A 16,066-nucleotide genomic window follows, 5' to 3' on the forward strand; every position below is an offset into this window, starting at 1 on the left:
CAAGGAGGCAGACAACGCATGAATACGTCACTTGAACTTCTCGAAGAGCACCGGATGTTTGGTGGATGGCAACAACGCTATCGCCATGCTGCCAGCAGCCTGAATTGCAATATGACCTTCAGCATCTATCTGCCGCCGCCACGGGATGATAATCCACCTCCGGTGCTTTACTGGTTGTCGGGTTTAACCTGCAACGATGAAAATTTTACATTGAAAGCAGGTGCACAGCGGGTTGCGGCTGAACTAGGGCTGGTATTGGTCATGCCAGATACCAGCCCACGTGGTGATGACGTCCCCAATGATGACGGTTATGATTTGGGTCAGGGTGCCGGTTTTTATCTGAATGCGACACAAGCCCCCTGGTCTGAACATTTCCACATGTATGATTACATCAGTCAGGAGCTGCCCGCATTGATCCGCCAGCATTTTAGCGTCAGTGCGCGGCAATCTATCTGTGGTCACTCAATGGGTGGCCACGGCGCACTGATGTTGGCACTGCGAAACCCGCAGCAGTATAAGTCTGCTTCTGCTTTTGCGCCGATCGTCAACCCATGTCAGGTACCTTGGGGCCGCAAAGCCTTTGCGGCGTATTTGGGCGCTGATGAGAGCCAATGGCTGCAATATGATAGCTGTCATCTACTGACTCATGCGCAAACCCAACTGCCGATGTTAGTTGATCAAGGTGATGGTGATCAGTTCCTGGCCGACCAGCTACAACCAGCAAAACTGGCTGAGTTGGCACGTCAGCGTGACTGGCCTCTGACGCTGCGTATTCAACCAGGTTATGACCACAGCTATTTCACCATAGCGACCTTTATTGAAGATCATTTGCGCTTCCACGCAGAGTATTTGCATCCATAACTGATGTAACTAACTCAATGATCTACAGTAAATATTACAAGCCCCTGTTGGGGCTTTTTTATTTGATCAAAAATATATAATGACTTCTGTTACGAATATATCTAATAAAGAATAAAACAATAATGAAACTAATTAATGGCGATAAAAATCTCAGATGCAAAAAACATTGATAAACTCTAAAAAAAGAATTACAAATAAATGGTTCAACACTTACCGCTGTTCTGTCACATCGAAAGGGAATTATTTAAATGGAGAATTATATGTATACTTCACATCAACCAGAGAAGAAAACAAGTAATACAAATTTGATAGCACTGAGAACTAAACTGGAATCATTAGAGGAATCCTTTAAAAATAGTGGGTTGTCTATAGATGCCCAAGAAATTGAAAATCTAAAAAATAGTGAGTCTGAAAATAAAATAACCGCTTGGAATTGGTCAAAAAGCTTTACACAACAATAAGCTAGCCAATGAAATCATTTAATGTAAATCGATTAAGATGCTTTTACTAGCATCTTAATTTCAATAGCTAACCAATAGATTTCAACTTGGTTCGAATGCTGAATGTAATTTATTTTAATGCTAATCAGTAATACAACGCCATTTTATTAGTAATAACATCACTAGATTTTATTAAAACCAGTGAGATATTCCCCTATGCTGACAAGTGAATTTTTTAATGATTTGAAGCTAAGCCCAATCTCAAGCCTGTTAGCAATAATAGTAACGGCCATTGGATTAATCTCATCGTTTCTAGTGTTACTTCTTTATTTAACTGACTTTCGCATTGAAAAACAGCATGAAAACTACAAAGATATTTATCGAATAGAAACACGCTTTAATTTGCCCAATGGTGATGAAATAAAATCAGCACAAGTTCCCTTGCCGCTTATTTCTATTTTGGAGAATGATAAAGATATCAAACATGTTAGCGCCATTGTTCGTATATTCACCCGCTTGCAAGTCAACGATAAAAACCACTCAAATGTAGATATCTATGCCGTTAGCGCTAACTTTTTTAACACTTTAAATCCTTACCAACAAAAAATCCCCTATCTGGCACGTAATGAAATTATTATCACTCCAGAATTTAACCGCCAATATCTTCATTTGGATAGTCCGCAAGGGCATGTCATTACATTAGGGGATAAAGGGCAATTTATCATTAAGGAAGTGGTTGAATTCAATAAGTCGAGTCGTTTTAACACCAAAGCAATCATAGCATTGGCCCCTGAAATTATAGATAGCTACCAAGATAAAAGACATGATTGGTATGATACACACGCCTATGCATTTATTACTATGGAACCCGGAACCAAGCCCAATACTGAGCAACTGAATTCATACATCAGCCAGTACGCCCCTCAACTTCCTGGTGCCCCTTTTAGCCCTGAAGAGTTCATCCAGTTATCGACTCGCCATATTACCGATATTCATTACGATAATGCATTACCTGATGAGATCAGCATGGTGATTTCATCAGCATATTTAAATATTTTATATGCCTCTGGTTTATTTGTTTTTTTAACCACAACCATGAATTTCTTCAATATTAACAATGTTATTAATACAAACAAGAAAAACAGTTTTTATGTCAAAAAAGCCGTAGGCGCCTCCCATTATCAACTCATTATTGAGTCATTCTTCATTGCAACATTGCAAACTGTATTTATGCTTTTGTTGGTTCTATTCATCTTAGTCTCTCTAATACAACTATCGGATGGTGTCAGAGAGCTAATTTTCACTCATGGTAGTCAAGATTTCTTAACTGCATTCTCTATTACACTAGCAGCCACATACCTGGCTATTTTACTGGCTCATTTTCTATTTTTGTTTACCCTTTCTCGCCCGAATAACAGCTATTACACTCAACAGTCTCGTAGCCAAGGTATACAGAGCCTCATGTTTTGTTTACAGTTGATTATAGCTGGCATCATTATTTACTTGTGGGCTGGCATCACGACGCAAATGCGGTTTATGCAAAATAATAACTTTGGTTATGAAACTGAGAATATCGTAACATTCGCACTAAATGACGAATTAAAATCTCATGTATCAATAAATAACTTGCAAGATAAATTAAGAGCAGAAATTCAAACAAATAATATTGCAATGAGTAGCTGGCAGCCATTTGACATGTCGAGAACTAATATCTCGGTGTTTCATCATAACCAGCAAGAGAAAGATAAATTAGCCACAGTAAATACAGTAAATGTAAATAAACACTTTATTAATACGTGGGGTATGAAAACTCTTGCAGGTAGTGAAAATCCTATCCTACCCAGTGATGATAAAAATATACATCATGCTATTGTAACCAGGTCTTTCTTAACTTTAATGGGGTTAGATTCTTATGACCAAGTATTAAATAATTTATTCTATATAAACGAAGAGGATATGCAGCAACCAGTAAAAATCATGAGGATAGTCGATGATTTTTATCTCGCAGATCGTGAAAACACTCCATCACCACTACTTATTTTCATTAAACATGATATTCAACGCTATGCCGCAGTAAAACTCCACAACATACGGGATATAAACACTATAACAAAATTATTACAGCACTATGGTGTTAATCCTGAACAAATAAAATCAGTCAATAATTTACACAAAGAGTATTTTGACAATAATATACTCATGCAGAAAACCATTAGTAGAGTTACTCTATTATCAATTATATTAATTATTATTAGCACAATAATAATCAGCACATCTGAAACTAAACGCCTTGGCAAAACATTAGAAATAATGACATCAATTGGTGGTTCTATTTATACTAACATCATTTTCTTTATACAGCAGAATCTAATCCCTATAGTTATCGCCACCGGAATATCACTTCCTGTCAGTTTTTTATTATTACATCGGTGGATGAATCAGTACAGTTTAGTCAGTGGCGTATCCTATGTCTATGCAACTTGTGCACTCCTTAGTTTCATTTTATTCGTGATTGTTGTTATGACTATTACACTTATTTTTAATAACAACACACTGACTATCAGGAGAAATAAATAAACATTATGGATATAAAAATAGAACAAAAAACATCTATAAATAAAAGTGCTAAGTTAGTCATTATTTGCGTATTGCTGATATTTATTTCAGGTATTTATTCTGTATATTATTTATCTACCGCACAACAAACCTTACTCATTTCTCGAGACGATGCTATTTTTCATACAATAAAACTAGAAGCTTATCAAGATCGACTCATTACCCGAGCTATTACTGTACCAAAGGAGAGTATAATTGTATCGAGTGAGCGAGGCGGGAAAATTATTAATATTACTAAACAGGCCTTTGATACTGTTGTAAAAGGGGATGTTATTGCCAATTTATCAAACTATGACTTTATGCTGGAGGCAACATCCAGAATAGCCACCATTGCTGAAAAAATAAATAACCTGCGTAATATGAAAATACTGCTGGAACAAGATAATCGAGATACAAAGATTAGCTTGCAGGAAGCTGAACACCAAATAGCTATAATTTCTAAAGATTTAAATAGACATCAAGAACTTGACAAAAAATCGATGATTGCAAAGTCAGAATTAGAATATCAGGTTGGTATGTTAAAAAACTGGCAGGCAAAAATTGATATACTACGGGTGCATGATAATAAAAACAAAGAGTCATTCCCCCCCCAATTGAAAAGTATTGATAGTTCAATTTTATTGCTTGAACGGATGATGAAAATGATCGAAAACGGTATGGATCAGTTAGTAATAACTGCACCTATTGATGGGACATTATCTGTTTTAGATATTGAGTTAGGCCAACAAATAAAACCGGGTGAAAAAATTGCAATCATAGATAACTTACAGTCCTATTATTTTAATGTTTACTTCAGTGAATATTATCTTGATAAGATAATCCCACAGAGCCATATCGTTTCACAAATAAATGGTCAAGATATTCCATTACTCATTGAATCTGTATCAACCATTGTTGAAAATGGTAAATTTAAAGCAAAACTTGTACCTTACCATGATAGCGCCATCCCACTAAAAAGGGGACAATCGATTGAAATACAAATCTCATTACACGAAGAAAATAACAATGTATTACTGGTACCTACAGAGAGTGTTATTTCAGATAAGCATGGGGATAAATTTATTTATATCTACCAACCAGAAAAGGATCAGGCGGTTAAAACTCAGATTGAAACTAAACGTAGAAGCGCTATAAAAACCGAAATCACCACAGGATTAATGGCTGGACAACAAATTGTTATGCCTCCTAATACCAATAATAATGAATATTCTATCATTGAGTTCAAATAATATGCTAACCATTCAAAATGCCCAGAAGTGTTACATCACTAAAACAATAAAAACCAAGGTTCTTAATCATCTTAGTTTTTCTGTAGAAAAAGGTGATTTTGTTGCTATTATGGGGCCATCCGGGTCAGGTAAATCAACACTACTCAATATCATTGGTATGTTTGATAACCTAGACAGTGGCTCACTCACTCTCGCCGGAAAAGATGTCACCAACTTGACCTATTCACAAAAAATCATTCTGAGAAGATCACTTATAGGTTATATTTTTCAGTCATTTAATCTTATTTCCCATTTATCCGTCTTTGATAATATTGCGTTACCGCTTAAATATCGCGGTATTAATAAGAAAGAGCGCATTGAACGAGTCGATCAAGTCTTGACGCTTTTCGGTATTGAGAACCGGAGAGACCATAAACCGATACAATTATCTGGCGGCCAACAACAACGCGTAGCAATAGCCCGGGCAATGGTATCTAAACCTGCATTACTTTTAGCTGATGAACCAACTGGGAATTTGGATAGTAAAAATTCACATACAGTGCTTCAACAATTGAAAAATATTAATAAAAAAGGCACCACTATTATTATGGTGACACATTCAGATGAAGCTTCTGCATATGGGAATAGAGTCGTTAACATGAAGGATGGTAATTTCACATGACAAGATAGGAATACATTATGGAAAATAATATACCGATTAAAAATATTGATTGCATTGATATTAATAATATAAATGTGCAAGACTTAAAGAAACTTGATACTTGTGAATATAAAAACTTATCCGCTTATCTCATAGGGAAGATTCCAGCCCCCAAATTATTAGAGACTGATGAATTAGAAATATATAATGAAGAAATAAAACAAAATATTTCTGCCAAAGCAATTAAAGCAGAGAAGTTAGTTATTGTGTTGAAAGCAACACGTTTATGTAACTTGCGCTGCACTTATTGCCACTCATGGGCTGAAGGCCCCAATCAGACAGTTTTATTTCAGACCTTAGTGCATACTGTACGCCAACTCCTTGCTATTCCGAATGTAAACAGATTTGAGTTTGTATGGCATGGAGGAGAAATTACACTGTTAAAACCTTCTTTTTTTAAAAAGCTTATATGGTTACAACAGCAATTTAAACGACCAGAACAATATATAACCAACACCATGCAGTCAAACTTAGTCAACATTTCGGATGAGTGGCTAAAATTCATCCAAGGCATTGGCATGAATGTCGGGATTAGCCTTGATGGAGTCCCAACTGTAAATGATAAGCGGAGAATTGATTATCGAGGGCGAGGGACATCGGCTCGTGTTGCACAAGGAATTAAAAAACTTCGCCAGCATAATATTTTATATGGCGCACTCATTGTTGTTGACCGAGATGTATATCAAACTGACATGAGAGAAATGCTAGATTATTTTATTTCAATAGAATTAAATTGCATTGAGTTCCTTAATATCGTGCCAGATAATCGGTTGGTCAAAGGTGAGTATGTTGGCTATAACTTTATCAGTTATGCTGAGTTTATTCATTTCCTCTCAATATTATTTACTCTCTGGGTAAAAGATTACCAAGAAAAAATACATATTGCCGTTTTTGACGATTTTATAAAGGTGCTAAAAAATCCTAGCCAGAAACCAGCTGCCTGCTACTGGTCAGGTAATTGCTCACAAGAAATTATTACTCTGGAACCCAATGGGGATGTATCACCTTGCGATAAATATGTCGGTGATCAAAACAGTATTTATGGCTCATTATTATCTACTGACTTAGCAGATCTTCTAGCACGCTCACCACATAATCAACAAGCCATCAATGAGGAAAAAGAAGCGACTAAAAAAATGCATCATTGTCAGTGGTTTTCTATTTGCCATGGCGGTTGCCCCCATGATCGAGTGATTAATCGTAGACACACCAAAGGATATAATGATGCATGCTGCGGCACCGGGAAATTGCTGACCACCATCCAGAACTATATAACCAGTACTACTGAAGCCACCGGGTTGTGACTTCAGTAGCTAGATACTATTGGCCGCTATTATTCCGTTTATAGTTCAACTTCTTGTCCTTTACGATGTAAACGTAAAGAAACCAAGAAAGTTAAGAAACACATTGCCGAGACATACCAAAAGAAGCTGCTTTCCATATCAAATGATTTGAGTGATAGCGCCACATATTCAGCACTACCACCAAACATTGCATTGGCGACGGCATAGGATAAGCCAACACCTAAAGCGCGGACTTCTGGTGGAAACATTTCTGCTTTCAGTAGCCCGCCAATGGAGGTGTAGAAGCTAACAATAATTAGGGCCGTGACAATCAGGGCAAAAGCAATATAGGGGCTGGTGACGCCTTTTAGTGCATGCAAAATTGGCACCGTGAGCAGCATTGATAATAAAGCAAAAATCAGCATGGACGTTCGCCGGCTAATACGGTCGGATAGCGCACCAAATAGTGGTTGGATTATCATGAAAATAAACAGTGCTGCCGTCATGACTAAGCTGGCAGTTTTTACATCCATCCCTGCGGTATTGACCAAATACTTTTGCATATAGGTGGTATAAGTATAAAAAGAGAGCGAGCCACCGGCTGTGAAGCCCAATACCATAATAAAAGCACGGCGGTTCTTCCACAGCCCTTTTAAGCTACCAGCATCTTTTTTATTGCGTGTCTTTTCATCCGAAGTTTCATTTAGCGAGCGCCGTAAGTAAAGTGCAACCACGGCCAGTAATGCCCCCAATACAAAAGGAATACGCCATCCCCAACTATGCAATACTTCCGATGGCAGGGTTTGCTGTAATAAAACCAGCACTAATAATGCCAATAATTGTCCGCCAATTAGCGTGACATATTGGAAAGAGGCATAAAAACCTTTGCGCCCTTTCACCGCAACTTCACTCATGTAAGTGGCGCTAGTACCATATTCTCCACCAACAGATAACCCCTGAAATAGGCGCGCAACCAATAACAAAATAGGAGCCAGGCTACCAATTGAGGCATAAGTGGGTAAGCAGGCAATCATTAACGATCCCGCGCACATCATGTAGACAGAAATAAGCATCGAGAGCTTACGGCCATGCTTATCGGCGATATATCCAAATAACCAACCGCCAATTGGGCGCATCAAAAAGCCCGCAGCAAAAACCCCCGCAGTTTGGACTAACTGGGTCGTAGGATTATCATTAGGAAAAAAAAGGGGCGCAAAGTAGAGCGCGCAGAATGAATAAATGTAGAAGTCGAACCATTCAACCAAATTACCCGAAGAAGCACCAACAATGGCCCGAATTCTCTGCCGAGTATCCGCTTGTTCCGTTAGCCGAGCTGAATGCGCGGCTATTGCTGTACTTTCTGCCGATGCCGCATCTACTGATGTTGTGTCTGCCATATTGATGTGTCCGTCATCTTGTGGGACGTCCATGCCGCCATAAACCCAGCTCCGAATATGTGCAGGCACTGAACTCTCATTTCTATATTGTTATGTTGTTATATATTGGTAACAATATCGTTTCAATTGGAGTTCCCCCCCAGACGGCAGTTTAGGAAAAACCTCACTTCCTCTTGTGATGTCAATTGCATAAATATGTAATCAAACATGTGTGATTAGAATTTTTTGAGAGAGTAACCGCAGAAATAAGCCATCATAGGTAATATTCCGCCTACCGATGAAGGGGCGGAATATTACCAAGCTGTTGTACTTTATTTCTTCGGGCTAAAATGCTGATCCCGGCTGTAATAAAAAGGCTTGTTCTTCTGCGCTGGATACGCGCCCAAGAATATGATTACGGTGCGGATAACGGCCAAAACGATCAATAATCGCTTTATGGCGCAGTTCATAGTCCAGTTGGAGCTCATCACCTAACTCCGTATAAAGCGCCAATGCTTGTTGATGAATTAATGCTGATTCTGAATGCATAAAGGGCAAATAGAGAAAACCACGCTGCGTCTCAGATAACTGCCCTACCTGACCGCTGCTAACTGCCTCTTGCGCCAACACCAATGCCATACCATCACAGGAAAAAGAAGTCGGTAAATCGCGAAACAGATTTCGGCTAAATTGATCTAATATCAGTATTTCAGCCAAGCGCCCTTCAATATTCCGCCGCCAGTGAGCCAACTCCCCTTTAGAAGCTGCCTGCCAGACTGAACCAAAATGCTGGCGTAAATAGGCGTCAAAATCCTCGTCTTTTTTAAACCACAGCGCCTGATCCATTTCTTTAAACCAGAATTTCAGAATTTTTTGATAGTCCATATCCCCTCCTATTTCGCCTGATAAGGGCAACTGATAATAAAAAAGAGTATTGCTGATTAAGACAATATCAGTCTGAAGCCTCTTTGCCCCCCATCAATTCACCCGCATGGCAATCTCTGCCATAATGGCTCTCTTATTTGGTAGGCATTCTATCTTTTTGCAACGATGCCCTCAGACCACGGAGTTCAGCATGGATCACTGTAATACCTCGGATTTACTCTCTCTGGAACAAGCACTGACTAAAATGCTGTCACAGGTCACGCCATTACAGACTACAGAAACCGTCGCACTCACTGATGCTGCGGGGCGTATCACAGCTTGTGCTATTACATCGCCGATTGCCGTGCCACCATTCGCTAACTCAGCCATGGATGGTTATGCTGTGCGCTGTAATGAGCTTAGCAGTACAACGCCATTGCCGGTGGCTGGTAAGGCTTTTGCAGGTGCGCCATTTAAAGATACATGGCCTACCAATACTTGCGTGCGAATCATGACTGGCGCACCAATACCCGTGGGTGCCGACGCCGTCATCATGCAAGAACAGGCGACGGTGAGTGAACAAGGGATCATATTTAGTGGCAATGTACATGCTGGGCAAAATATCCGGCTGGCAGGTGAAGATATCCAACAAGGTGCCGCCGTTTTCCCTGCAGGGGTAAAATTAGGCGTGGCGCAATTGCCGCTCTTGGCCTCATTGGGTATTGCGGAAGTGACGGTTTTCCGTACATTGAAGGTCGCCATTTTTTCGACTGGTGATGAGTTACAACCGGTCGGACAGCCCTTGGGTGAAGGTCAGATTTATGATACCAACCGCTTTGCGGTCCGTTTAATGCTGCAACAACTCGGTTGTCAAATTATTGATCTTGGTGTCATCCCTGATGATCAACAAGCACTGCGCAAAGCTTTCGAACAAGCTGATGCTGCCGCTGACTTGGTCATTAGTAGTGGTGGTGTTTCAGTGGGTGAAGCTGATTATACCAAGCAGATGTTAGATGAGCTGGGAGATATTGGTTTCTGGAAGTTAGCCATCAAGCCCGGTAAACCTTTCGCTTTTGGCCAGTTGGAAAACGCCTGGTTTTGCGGATTACCGGGTAACCCGGTCTCTGCGGCCCTGACATTTTATCAGTTGGTGCAACCGCTTATCGCTAAACTATCGGGCCATTCTGAGTGGCATCCGCCATTACGATTGAAGGCGAAAACAACCACAAAATTGAAAAAAACACCGGGCCGATTGGACTTCCAGCGTGGGGTTGTCTCCACTAATGCCGATGGTGAACTGGAAGTACGTAGCACTGGTCATCAAGGTTCTCACGTTTTCAGCTCATTCAGCCAAGGTAACTGCTTTATTGTTCTTGAACGGGAGCGTGGCTCGGTAGCCGTCGGTGAAACCGTTGAGATCGAGTTATTTAATGGGCTATTGAGTTAGTGAATAATTGAACAATCAATTGCTGAGAGGCGGACATGTTGCCTGAACTTTCCGATGCACAAACCCTGCGTTATAACCGGCAAATCGTCCTGCGTGGTTTTGATTTTGATGGTCAGGAAAAACTCAATGTAGCCAAGGTATTAATTGTTGGTTTAGGCGGTCTTGGGTGCGCAGCAGCACAATATCTGGCAGTGGCAGGTGTCGGTCACCTTACATTGCTGGATTTTGATACTGTTTCCCTCTCTAACCTGCAGCGGCAAATTCTGCACCGCGACAACCGCATCGGTATGACTAAAGTGGCTTCTGCGGCCCTGACACTGTCAGAGATGAATCCCGATGTACAGCTGGAAACCATTGATACGCAGTTAAATGATGAGCAACTCTCCGTTGTGATAGCTGAGCATCAGTTAGTATTGGATTGTACTGATAATATCGCCAGCCGCGAGCAACTTAATCGCCTATGTTATGCGCAGCATAAACCACTGGTTTCTGGTGCGGCAATTCGCATGGAGGGGCAAGTCAGTGTATTTACCTATCAGGAAAACCAGCCTTGCTATCGCTGTTTGAGCCGGTTGTTTGGTGATAATGCCCTAACCTGCGTTGAAGCCGGTGTCATGGCTCCATTGGTGGGTATTATTGGTAACCTACAGGCAATGGAGGCCATAAAACTGCTGGCTGATTATGGGCAAGTTATATCGGGCCGCCTACTGATGTACGATGCCATGACGGCCGAGTTTCGTAGTATGAAGCTGGCAAAAGATGCCAACTGCGAGGTTTGCAGTAAAGTATAGCTGGGCAACCACCAGATTATTCAAGCAAAAAAAAGCTGATGCAGAGCATCAGCTTTCTTATTAACACTCAGCCAAATACTTAGGACTGAATACCTTGGCTACGCAGATAATCTTCGTAGTTACCGGTAAAGTCGATCAGTTTTTTCGGTGTCATTTCAATCACACGCGTCGCCAGTGAACTGACGAACTCACGGTCATGGGAGACGAAAATCAATGTGCCTTCGTACATTTCCAATGCCATGTTAAGAGATTCGATGGATTCCATATCCAAGTGGTTAGTTGGCTCATCCATTACCAGAATGTTAGGGCGCTGCATCATCAGCTTACCGAACAACATCCGCCCTTTCTCACCACCGGACAGCACTTTAACTTTCTTCTTGATATCATCTTGGCTAAACAGCAAACGGCCTAACACACTGCGTACAGCCTGTTCGTCGTCTTTTTCCTGTTTCCACTGACTCATCCAGTCAAATACCGTCAGGTCGATTTCAAAATCGCTGGCGTGATCCTGCGCGTAGTAACCAATCTTACTGTTTTCAGACCATTTTACCGTGCCGGTATCAGCCTCATAATCGCCGACCAAGGTTTTCAGCAAAGTAGATTTACCGATACCGTTTGGCCCGAGGATAGCCACTTTCTCACCCACTTCCAGACGCAAATTCAGGTTCTTAAACAGTGGGCCGTTATCAAAACCTTTGGTCAACATTTCAACTTCTAGCGCATTACGGAACAACTTTTTATCCTGATCAAAGCGGATAAACGGGTTCTGACGGCTAGAGGCCTTCACTTCATCAAGCTGAATTTTATCAATCTGACGGGCGCGAGAAGTTGCCTGCTTGGATTTAGAGGCGTTAGCACTAAAACGGCTAACAAAAGATTGCAGCTCAGAGATCTGAGCTTTCTTCTTGGCGTTATCAGATAACAGACGCTCACGGGCTTGAGTCGCCGCGGTCATATATTCGTCGTAGTTACCCGGATAAACACGCAATTCGCCGTAATCCAGATCCGCCATGTGCGTACACACCATATTCAGGAAGTGACGGTCATGGGAAATAATGATCATGGTGCTACTACGTTCGTTCAGCACTTGTTCCAACCAGCGGATAGTATCGATATCCAAGTTGTTGGTTGGTTCGTCAAGTAACAGAATTTCTGGATCAGAGAACAGGGCCTGCGCCAGCAATACACGCAATTTCCAGCCGGGAGCGATTTCGCTCATCAAACCATAATGCTGTTCAACCGGAATACCGACGCCAAGCAACAATTCACCGGCACGGGCTTCTGCGCTGTAACCATCCATTTCACCATAGGCAACTTCCAGATCAGCCACTTTATAGCCATCTGCTTCGCTCATTTCAGCCATGGCGTAAATGCGGTCGCGCTCTTCTTTTACTTCCCACAGTTCGCCGTGACCCATAATAACGGTGTCCAGCACTGTGTTGTTTTCAAAGGCGAATTGATCCTGACGCAATTTACCCAGACGCTCATTCGGGTCTAGGAAGACGTTACCGCCACTTGGCACCAGATCACCACCAAGGATTTTCATGAATGTGGATTTACCACAGCCATTAGCGCCGATCAGACCATAGCGATTACCGCCGCCGAATTTTACTGAAATGTTTTCAAACAGCGGCTTGCTGCCGAATTGCATGGTGATATTGTTAGTACTTAGCACAGAGCTCGCTCTCGATTGGATTACTGAATAGGGATATTCAAGAATACTAGAAAATGTGATTCGGCGCGCATTATGCCACAAGATGGCAAGAGTATCGCCTCCAGTTTGCATGAAATCTCAGCAGGGGGATAAATCGGGTAGTAGGCCAACAGCATAGCGGGGCTAATGACACATCAAAGGGGCTAAATAGCCCCTGTTATAGAAGATGCAAACAGCTCTATTTTCAGTGTGTTGCATCCTTGACGCATTGCAAGGCACTGTACTTATCCAACAAGAAAGGCCGTAAATAGCCCACAGTATTGGACATCGGAAGCACTTCTTCACTGAGATGAATATTCAGTGTATTGCTCAGATAGGCACGGCGCTGTTGTATTCTTTGCCAAACTTCTGGGTAATGAGCCGCCAGTTCAGCACGCAACTGTTGGTCCGCCAGTGCAATACAATCTTCTGCACTCACCCCGGCATAGCCTTTTACCGAAGGAATTATATCAATTTGGAATAACATCCCACTGCGGATTTTTTCTTCTGAACCAGAATAAATCGGCGAGCAAAGCCACTCTTCATCTGCAGTCAAATGGCCTGGATTTAATGACCAGTGGTATTGCGCCTTAGGGAAAACAGTTTCAACTAATGCATACATCTCTTTACCCGGCATTCCGATGCGAATATTTTCCAGCCAGGCAACTACCGTGGTGTAATAGGGAATAGCAACTTTATCGAGATAATCTCTTTGTGCCGCAGGTAATTCATCAGCATGGTGAACAGCATAACCGGTTCGACTGCTCAGGCCGCCTTTAAAACCGGTAGTCAAAGATATCTTATCGCCAAGTTGTATCGCTTTATCCCCCGGATACAAATTAGCCTGTTCAAAACGCTCGCCCGTAGCGGCAATTATCACAACCGTATTTGGCTGCCCTTCATCAGCCAAAAAGTGACCAAGTTGCTTTTCTGTTATGCCAACGTCTACCGTGGCTAATGCTTTGAGAACACAGTTAGAAGCCAGATTAGCGCCATATTCATAATGTGCTAATTCATTAGCATTATTCGTTACTCTGGCCGCAGTATCACTGCCAATAAATAGGCTTGTAGCATTGATAATTGCTGTTTCGGATGAAACAGACTGTTTAATCGCATCCAGAAGAAAATAAGGAATATCAAACAACTGGTTATTATCATCCAAGTGACTGGTAAACAGTTTCCACCCGACAACCCCGACCTTTTTAGCGCGCTGAATTCCGCTATCAGCCAATAATTCGGCCAGCGTTTTACTGTTTTCCATTGGCTGGTTTGGCAGTGAAAAATAGGGTACATGGATTGCTGTATTACTGACCCGAGCATATTGAGATAACTTCAAATTCTCGTTGCCCAGCAATAAATAGACTTCCCCTGAAACATGCAACACCATGGCGGCTTCTTCAAATCGGGGGATAAACCCAGTCAGATATTCAAAATTACCCCCATGTTCTTTATCAGCATAAACAAGTAAGTAGTCGATATTAGCCTGAATCATATTGCTGATAACTTTAGCTTTACGGGCAGCAATAGTGCTATCACTTATCGCTATTTTGGCGATAGCATCGAATCTTGGTGGGGCATCAATAGGGTTAAGTTTTACATGGCGTTTAGCAATCATCTTATTCATTACCCAAGTTAGTTAATGTAACGTCACCTGACCCATTACGTTTTCGCTATAACCATTTCGCATTACAGGTGAAGGAAATAGTTAACCAGCGATGTGGGCCTGACTCACCAATCGCATGAGAGATTTCATCGCGTATTTTGTCAAAATAGGATACTCCACTATTTTCCATTTCAGGCGGGATAACCACATGAATTTCAACAAACAATCCTCGGCCAATACGAGTTGCATAGTGCGAATAATCAACAAAGTTGTACTTCGCCATTAAACTGTCCATTAAGTTTTCCATCGAAGCATCCAAAGTATCTGGTGTCATTTGCAATACTTCACGGACCGCCGAGATAACTGTTTTTATCGGAACAGGAATCAAAATCAACGTTAACAGTGCCAATACGCTAGGGTCAGTATAAACAATCAAATGCTCATAGCGGGTACCTTCCATGCTCCAGGAAAGTAAAAAAGCCACTAATAAAGCAGAGCTAATACAAGCTGACATCAGCCAACTTTTGGTATCCAGCGCGATTAATTCAGACTTAACACGTTTATTTAAACGCCGCTGTTTTAAGAAAATAGTAAAACAGAAGATGCTGACCACTAAGGCATAAACAATAGCCCAACCCAGCTCTAATTCCCGGCCACCATCAATAATACCTTTAATAGCATTAACAAAAGCATACAGACAAAGGAGAGCCAATAAGCTGCCGTTAAAAGCCAAAACCAGAGGTTCGACATGCCAGAAACCATATTGAAAACGCCGACTATTCGGTTGGCCCAGTAATCGCGATACCAACAAAGATAAACTGCACATACCTGCATCTAAAGCAGAGAACATACCATCGAAAATAATCGACATCGAACCGCATACAATACCGAAAATGATCCCCATGATGGCAATAAATAAAGTACAAATGATCGAACGTCGTAAAATCTGCTGTTCGAGTTGAGTATCATGCAGCATAGGCGCTACCGGTTTACTGAGTGTTGTCATGATTACAACCTATTTTTATAGCAACTTATTGTTTTATATTATTTATTTTTCTATTTTAGCTTGATGAATTAATCACAATCAAGAAATGTGAAAGTCAATCAGAGCTATAAGTAGTGTGTCATATTATTCCAATTTTACCAGTAAATTACCTATAAAA

Annotated in this window: 13 protein-coding genes; 8 read left to right on the plus strand and 5 right to left on the minus strand. The window is 41.2% G+C overall.

The genetic code is table 11. The features are described 5' to 3' along the window. Positions 1–18 precede the first annotated feature (18 nt). The 6 genes from fghA to darE all read left to right on the plus strand — a co-directional run bounded on the left by fghA (position 19) and on the right by darE (position 7,150). On the plus strand, positions 19–861 hold the full coding sequence (gene fghA / locus FTA96_RS08645) for an S-formylglutathione hydrolase (protein ID WP_050107572.1): 843 nt from the start codon (positions 19–21) through the stop codon (positions 859–861). Between the two features lie 260 nt (positions 862–1,121). Beyond that, on the plus strand, positions 1,122–1,322 hold the full coding sequence (gene darA, locus FTA96_RS08650; RefSeq protein WP_050122324.1) for a darobactin family peptide antibiotic: 201 nt from the start codon (positions 1,122–1,124) through the stop codon (positions 1,320–1,322). Positions 1,323–1,517: 195 nt separating this feature from the next. Continuing rightward, complete coding sequence (gene darB, locus FTA96_RS08655) at positions 1,518–3,878, plus strand: darobactin export ABC transporter permease subunit (RefSeq protein ID WP_145573592.1); 2,361 nt, start codon at positions 1,518–1,520, stop codon at positions 3,876–3,878. Between the two features lie 5 nt (positions 3,879–3,883). Beyond that, positions 3,884–5,146, plus strand: a complete 1,263-nt coding sequence (gene darC / locus FTA96_RS08660) for a darobactin export ABC transporter periplasmic adaptor subunit (protein ID WP_145573594.1) — start codon at positions 3,884–3,886, stop codon at positions 5,144–5,146. A 1-nt stretch (position 5,147) separates the two neighbouring features. Next, positions 5,148–5,807 (plus strand): darobactin export ABC transporter ATP-binding protein, encoded by a 660-nt coding sequence (gene darD, locus FTA96_RS08665; RefSeq protein WP_145532754.1) that lies wholly within the window; start codon positions 5,148–5,150, stop codon positions 5,805–5,807. A gap of 17 nt (positions 5,808–5,824) precedes the next feature. Next, complete coding sequence (darE, locus tag FTA96_RS08670; RefSeq protein WP_145573596.1) at positions 5,825–7,150, plus strand: darobactin maturation radical SAM/SPASM protein DarE; 1,326 nt, start codon at positions 5,825–5,827, stop codon at positions 7,148–7,150. Between the two features lie 38 nt (positions 7,151–7,188). On the opposite strand, the gene FTA96_RS08675 is transcribed toward darE, so the two are convergent. Both FTA96_RS08675 and FTA96_RS08680 read right to left on the minus strand, forming a co-directional pair. Beyond that, positions 7,189–8,526, minus strand: coding sequence for an MFS family transporter (locus FTA96_RS08675; RefSeq protein ID WP_050107935.1), 1,338 nt, complete (start codon positions 8,524–8,526; stop codon positions 7,189–7,191). Between the two features lie 324 nt (positions 8,527–8,850). After that, complete coding sequence (locus FTA96_RS08680; RefSeq protein ID WP_145573598.1) at positions 8,851–9,390, minus strand: DUF924 family protein; 540 nt, start codon at positions 9,388–9,390, stop codon at positions 8,851–8,853. Positions 9,391–9,580: 190 nt separating this feature from the next. On the opposite strand from FTA96_RS08680, the gene moeA reads away from it, so the two are divergent. Continuing rightward, positions 9,581–10,816 (plus strand): molybdopterin molybdotransferase MoeA, encoded by a 1,236-nt coding sequence (gene moeA, locus FTA96_RS08685; protein WP_145573600.1) that lies wholly within the window; start codon positions 9,581–9,583, stop codon positions 10,814–10,816. A 35-nt stretch (positions 10,817–10,851) separates the two neighbouring features. After that, complete coding sequence (moeB, locus tag FTA96_RS08690) at positions 10,852–11,607, plus strand: molybdopterin-synthase adenylyltransferase MoeB (protein WP_050107585.1); 756 nt, start codon at positions 10,852–10,854, stop codon at positions 11,605–11,607. 79 nt (positions 11,608–11,686) lie between these two features. Here the strand turns inward: moeB and FTA96_RS08695 are convergent, their stop codons facing one another. The 3 genes from FTA96_RS08695 to FTA96_RS08705 all read right to left on the minus strand — a co-directional run bounded on the left by FTA96_RS08695 (position 11,687) and on the right by FTA96_RS08705 (position 15,909). Next, positions 11,687–13,282, minus strand: a complete 1,596-nt coding sequence (locus FTA96_RS08695; protein WP_072077593.1) for an ABC-F family ATPase — start codon at positions 13,280–13,282, stop codon at positions 11,687–11,689. A 223-nt stretch (positions 13,283–13,505) separates the two neighbouring features. After that, on the minus strand, positions 13,506–14,924 hold the full coding sequence (locus FTA96_RS08700; protein ID WP_186371048.1) for a M24 family metallopeptidase: 1,419 nt from the start codon (positions 14,922–14,924) through the stop codon (positions 13,506–13,508). Between the two features lie 46 nt (positions 14,925–14,970). Beyond that, positions 14,971–15,909: a cation diffusion facilitator family transporter gene (locus FTA96_RS08705; RefSeq protein ID WP_145573602.1), complete on the minus strand. Its 939-nt coding sequence runs from the start codon at positions 15,907–15,909 to the stop codon at positions 14,971–14,973. Positions 15,910–16,066 lie beyond the last annotated feature (157 nt).

The sequence above is a fragment of the Yersinia alsatica genome (genome assembly GCF_902170305.1).
Classification (GTDB): Bacteria; Pseudomonadota; Gammaproteobacteria; order Enterobacterales; family Enterobacteriaceae; genus Yersinia; species Yersinia alsatica.